Annotated in this window: 6 protein-coding genes; all 6 read left to right on the top strand. The window is 62.9% G+C overall.

Going from position 1 to position 5,402, the window contains the following annotated elements; translation table 11 throughout:
• Positions 1 to 92: 92 nt before the first annotated feature.
• A complete protein-coding gene (locus GX108_03480) occupies positions 93 to 905 on the top strand; it encodes an FCD domain-containing protein (protein ID NLO56105.1) in 813 nt (270 codons plus the stop codon).
• 87 nt (positions 906 to 992) lie between these two features.
• Positions 993 to 2,147, top strand: coding sequence for an ABC transporter substrate-binding protein (locus GX108_03475; GenBank protein ID NLO56104.1), 1,155 nt, complete (start codon positions 993 to 995; stop codon positions 2,145 to 2,147).
• Positions 2,148 to 2,175: 28 nt separating this feature from the next.
• Positions 2,176 to 3,048, top strand: a complete 873-nt coding sequence (locus GX108_03470) for a branched-chain amino acid ABC transporter permease (protein NLO56103.1) — start codon at positions 2,176 to 2,178, stop codon at positions 3,046 to 3,048.
• Positions 3,049 to 3,050: 2 nt separating this feature from the next.
• The gene (locus GX108_03465) at positions 3,051 to 3,914 is read left to right on the top strand and encodes a branched-chain amino acid ABC transporter permease (GenBank protein ID NLO56102.1); all 864 of its coding nucleotides are present in this window, start codon (positions 3,051 to 3,053) and stop codon (positions 3,912 to 3,914) included.
• Entirely contained in the window at positions 3,911 to 4,699 is a 789-nt protein-coding gene (locus GX108_03460; protein ID NLO56101.1) for an ABC transporter ATP-binding protein, read from the top strand. The genes GX108_03465 and GX108_03460 overlap by 4 nt, the downstream gene beginning before the upstream one ends.
• The coding region (locus GX108_03455) for an ABC transporter ATP-binding protein (GenBank protein ID NLO56100.1) at positions 4,696 to 5,402 on the top strand (707 nt) is incomplete at its 3' end. The genes GX108_03460 and GX108_03455, both read left to right, overlap by 4 nt.

The following is a 5,402-nucleotide window of genomic DNA, read 5'->3' as shown; positions in this document are numbered from 1 at the left end:
TGACCCCAAGCCTTTGACAAAACAGGAGATAGGGATAAACTGGTGGGAACGTTGCCGATCATCAGTGATGAGCGGCACTTCCCGGAGGATTAATGGCACAGGAGAATGTTGAACAGGAGTACTTCGTTCTTCACCTCCTCTCCGTCTCGGAGGAACCCCTTGGGGCGGGTTCGATCCGGGAGGAGTTGGCGAAGAACGGTATGGATCTCAGCGAAGCTTCGGTGGGACGCCTGTTGCGCGAACTGGACAGTCAGGGTTTCACCACCAGGGTCGGTTTCCAGGGTCGGCTTCTCACGCCCGTCGGAGAGGAGCGGCTTTCGTTGCTCCTCTCCGAGCGGGAACAGGTGGTCTCCACCGGGGCCTTTCTCGAGGCTGTGAAGTCCCGCGAGAGGGAGATGCTCCTGGAAATCCTGGTGGCCCGGAGGGCCATCGAGCGCGAGATGGCAGCCCTGGCGGCCAGGCTCAGGACCAAGGGGGACGTGGCGGCCCTGAGGGATATCCTGGACAGGCAGAATGCCCTCTTGGCCAGGGGCGAGCCGATGGCCTCCACCGATGGAGAGTTCCACGAGGAAGTGGCCCGTATCTCGGGCAACAAGGTCCTCCAGTCGGCCATTGAGATCATCCGCAGGAGCGGCGAAGGAGCCTCCTTCTTCGAGTACATCAGGACAAAGGTGGGAAGCCGGGTCGGGGCGGACCACGAGGCGGTTTTCGACGCCATCGCCGCCGGGGACCCCGGTGCTGCCGAGGTCGCCATGACGAGGCACATCGACAATATCATCAGGGACGTACGCACTTACTGGAAGGACCACGTGAAGGACCTTCCCGGCGGTTCCAGGGACAGTAAGCGATCACCCCGGAAAGTTAAATTGTCCAGGGACGCAGGGGGGGTGGCCGACGGGGAGTGACGAGTCCCAAAGATGGAAACCGCCTGTAAGACCCCCGGTTCGGATATCGCCGGGAACCCGGGTTAATTCCCAAGGAGGGAAAAAGAGATGAGAAGGACCGCAGCACTTCTGGCAGCGCTTTTACTGCTCGCCCTCGCCGGTTCGGCCCTCGCCGCCGACGTGATAAAGATAGGGCATACCGTTTCACTGACGGGGGGCGCCTCCATGTGGGGGCAGTCCGAGGCCAGGGCCCTCGACATGCTGGTTAAGAAGATCAACGAAGCGGGCGGGGTTCTTGGAAAAAAGGTCGAGTTCGTCCGCTACGATAATCGCAATGACGCCGTGGAGTCGGTCAACGTCGCCAGGCGGCTCGTCTCCGACGGCGTCGTGGCCGTCATCGGCCCCGCCCAGAGCGGCAACTCCATCGCCACCGCGCCGGTGCTCGAGAAGGCCGGCATCCCCATGGTGGTTACCACGGCCACGAACCCCTACGTGACGATTGACCAGAAGACCGACAATGTCAGACCCTTCGCCTTTCGTCCCTGCTTCATCGACCCCTTCCAGGGGACCGTGGCGGCGCGATTCGCCATCACCGACCTGGGGGCTGAAAAGGGCGCCATCCTTTACGACGTGGGTTCCGACTACGGCCAATGGCTCGCGAAGTACTTCGAGGAAGCCTTCACCGACAAGGGCGGTGCCATCGTGGCCAAGGAGGCCTTCCGCACCGAAGAGCTCGACTACCGGGCCCAGCTTGGGAAGATCAAGGAACTCGCCCCCGACGTCATTTTCATCCCCACGAGCCAGAAGGAGGCCGCCATGGCCGCCAAGCAGGCCAGGGACATAGGCATAAAAGCCACGCTCCTCGGCACCGACAACTGGGGCAGCCCCGACCTTATCGACCTCGGCGGGAGCGCCATCGACGGCGGCTACTTCGTCAACCTGACGGACCTGGCTGACCCCGATATCCAGGATTTCGTCGCCGAATACAGGGCCGCCTTTGGGGAAGATCCCGTTCTCCCCAACCCGGTCATGGCGCAGGACGCACTGATTATGATCGCAGAGGCTATAAAGGCGACCAAGAGCACCGATGGCGCGAAGATCGCCGGAGCCCTGGCGAACCTCAAGGATATCAAGGTCACCAGCGGCGTCCTGACGATCAGCCCCGAAGACCACAACCCCTTGGACAAACCTGCCGTCATCCAGCAGGTGGACGTGACGAACAGGACCTTCAAGTTCGTCAAGAAATACGTCTCGGTGGATTAGTCGGCAAAAAGGGTGGCGTGAAAAGCAAGTGTTCCTACAGACGCTCATAACAGGTCTTTCCATCGGCGGCATCTACGCCCTGATGGCCGTCGGCTATTCGCTGGTCTTCAGCGTGCTGAACTTCAGCAACTTCGCCCACGGTGCTGTAATAATGCTGGGCGCCTATGTGGGGCTCGCCCTGGCCGCGAAGCTGAGCCTGGGCTTCGGCCTCGTCCTGGCCGGCAGCGTCGCCGGGGCGGGCATCATTGCCGTGCTGAACGAGAAGCTCGCCTACTCGAGCCTTAGAAGGCGCAAGGCGCCGTCCCTTTACCTGATGATCAGCGCCATGGGGTGCGCTGTCTTCCTGGAGAACCTGGTCTACGCCACCATAGGCTCCCGCTTCTACGCCTTTCCGGAATTCTTCGGGAGGCAGGTGGTGACCCTTTGGGGCAGCAGCGTCAGCCTCCTTGATGTTGGGGCCTTCCTTTTCGCGCTCCTGGCGATCCTGGGGCTGCACCTTTTCATCAGCCGGACCCGGACGGGCATCGCCATCCGTGCCGGTGTCTGCGACATGACCATGTGCTCCCTCATGGGGGTGGACCTCGACAGGCTCATCGCGATAGTCTTCCTTCTCGCGGGGGCCTTCGCCGGGGTGGCGGGGGTGTTCCTGGGGATAAAGTACCTGGTCTATCCCACCATGGGTTGGGTGACCAACAAGGCTTACATCGCCGCCGTCATCGGGGGGCTGGGGAGCCTCCCGGGAGCACTGGCGGGGGGGCTCATCCTCGGGATGGTGGAAACCTTCGTATCCACCTATGTATCGAGCGTCCTGAGGGATGTTTTCAGCTTCACGCTGCTTATAGCCTTCCTGGTCTGGAGGCCCAACGGCCTTATGGGCATCGACAGCGAGGATAAGGTCTAGCCATGGACTACATACTTTCCATCGTCGTGCTGGCCTGCATAAACATGATAGCCGTACTGGGCCTCTCCATATTCACGGGTTTTACGGGGCTGTTCTCCTTCGGCCACGCCGCCTTCGTGGGCGTCGGTGCCTACGCTTCCGCCGTTTTGACCTACTACTATTCCGTGCCCTTTCCGCTGGCCCTGGCGGCTGGGGCCGCCGCGGCGGGGGTGGTGAGCCTCGTCATCGGAATTCCCACCCTGCGGGCGAAATTGAGGAGCGACTACTTCGCCATAGCCATCCTCGGTTTCGGCGAGGCCCTGAGGGTCATCCTCGAGAACCTGGATATCACCAACGGCGCCCGGGGTCTCCCCGGGATCGACAGTTTCACCACCCTCCCGATCGTGATCCTTTGCCTGGCCGGCGGTGTGATCGTCGCGCGCAACTTCCTGCGGTCCCGGTGGGGCGTGGCCTGCGTTGCGGTTCGGGAGGACCCCGTTGCGGCCGAGATGTCCGGCGTGCGCCTCTTCCGTACCCGCCTGCTTTCCCTGGTGGTCAGCGCCGTTTACTGCGGCCTCTCCGGGGGGCTTTTGGCCCACTTCCTCTCCTTCATCCAGCCGGTGATGTTCACCCTCATCCAGTCGACCCAGCTCCTGGCGGCGGTTATCGCCGGCGGGATGGGGAGCATCACCGGGCCACTGATCGCCTCCTTCGTCTTCATCGCCCTGCCCGAGGCTCTCAGGGTGGCCCAGATGTGGCGGCTCGTGGCCTACGGGTTGCTCCTGGTCCTGATCATGGTCTACCGCCCCCAGGGCCTCATGGGGTACTGCGAGCTCTCCTCGTTGTGGAAGAAAAGAACGCCGGAAACGACGGGGAGGCGGCCATGACTTCCTCGGCGGGACCTCTTTTCTCGGTCCGGGGCCTCACGAAGCACTTCGACGGCATAAGGGCCGTGGACTCCTTCTCCTTCGACGTGGCCGAGGGGAGCATTACGGGCATCATAGGTCCCAACGGGGCCGGCAAGACCACGGTCTTCAACATAGTTACCGGCCTCTACCGTCCCACGGCCGGCTCGGTCCTTTTACGCGGCGAGGTCATTACGGGGTTGAGGCCCGACAAGGTGGTCCGCAAGGGGATAGCCAGGACCTTCCAGAATATCCGCCTCTTCAACAGGAGAAGCTGCCTCGACAATGTCCTGACGCCCCTCTTCCAGCGCGAGGAGTGCAGCTTCCTGGGCTCCCTCCTGGGGACGCCGGGGACGAAACGCCTGGAAAGGGACCTCCGCGAGAAGGCCCTGGGGCTCCTGGAGGTGCTGGGACTAGCAAGGTTCGCGTCGACCCAGGCCGACAACCTTCCCTATGGGTTCCAGAGAAAACTCGAGATCGCCAGGGCGCTGGCGACGGAACCCTCGCTCCTTCTCCTGGACGAACCGGCGGCCGGGATGAACCCCGAGGAGACCCGGGGCCTGGCCGACCTCATCGCCGAGGTCAGGGAGAGGTTCAGGGTGACCATCCTCCTCATAGAGCACCACATGGACTTGGTGATGAATATCTGCTCCCCCATCGTGGTCATGAACTTCGGGGCCCTTCTTGCCACGGGGACGCCCGACGAGGTTAGGGCCGACCCTGCCGTGGTGGCGGCCTACCTCGGAAAGGAAAAGGGCCGGCGATGAGGACGAAGGCGCTGCTCGTCGAGGATCTCCACGTTCATTACGGCACCATTCACGCCGTCCAGGGTGTCTCCTTCCCGGTGGAGGAGGGGGAGATCGTCTCCATCGTGGGCTCCAACGGGGCCGGTAAATCCACCATCATGTGGACCCTGGCGGGGGTCGTCCCCCCCTCCGGGGGCAGAATCACGATCAAGGGGAACTCCATGCCGTCGAAACCCCACGAGGTGGTGGCCCTGGGCCTCGCGCTGGTCCCTGAGAGGAGACGGCTTTTTTCGACGCTGACGGTCCGGGAGAACCTCGTCATGGGGGCTTACCGCAGGAGGGACGGCGAGGACGTCGAGGCGGAGATGGAAAGATGCTTCGAACTCTTCCCGATCCTGCGGGAGAGGCTCTCCCAGCGCTCGGGCACCCTCTCCGGGGGTGAGCAGCAGATGCTGGCCATCTCCAGGGCCCTCATGAGCGACCCGCAGATCCTGCTGCTGGACGAGCCGACCCTGGGCCTGGCTCCTCTCCTGGTGGACGCCGTCATGGAGACCGTCGCCCGGATCAGGGACGAGGGAGTGACGGTGCTCATGGTGGAACAGAACGCGACCCAGGCCCTCGAGATAAGCGACAGGGGGTATATCCTCGAGGCGGGCCTTTTCGTCAAAAGCGGCCCCGGTCCTGACCTTGCCAGGGACCCCGAAATACGCAGGTCTTACCTCGG

Source organism: Thermovirga sp., assembly GCA_012523215.1.
Classification (GTDB): domain Bacteria; phylum Synergistota; class Synergistia; order Synergistales; family Thermovirgaceae; genus 58-81.
The sequence above is the reverse complement of the archived record's forward strand: the minus strand, read 5'-3'. Positions and strand labels throughout refer to the sequence as shown.

Coding starts and splice junctions, on each gene's coding strand:
- GX108_03465 (NLO56102.1), top strand. CDS start 3,051: ATGGACTACATACTTTCCATCGTCGTGCTGGCCTGCATAAACATGATA.
- GX108_03480 (NLO56105.1), top strand. CDS start 93: ATGGCACAGGAGAATGTTGAACAGGAGTACTTCGTTCTTCACCTCCTC.
- GX108_03460 (NLO56101.1), top strand. CDS start 3,911: ATGACTTCCTCGGCGGGACCTCTTTTCTCGGTCCGGGGCCTCACGAAG.
- GX108_03475 (NLO56104.1), top strand. CDS start 993: ATGAGAAGGACCGCAGCACTTCTGGCAGCGCTTTTACTGCTCGCCCTC.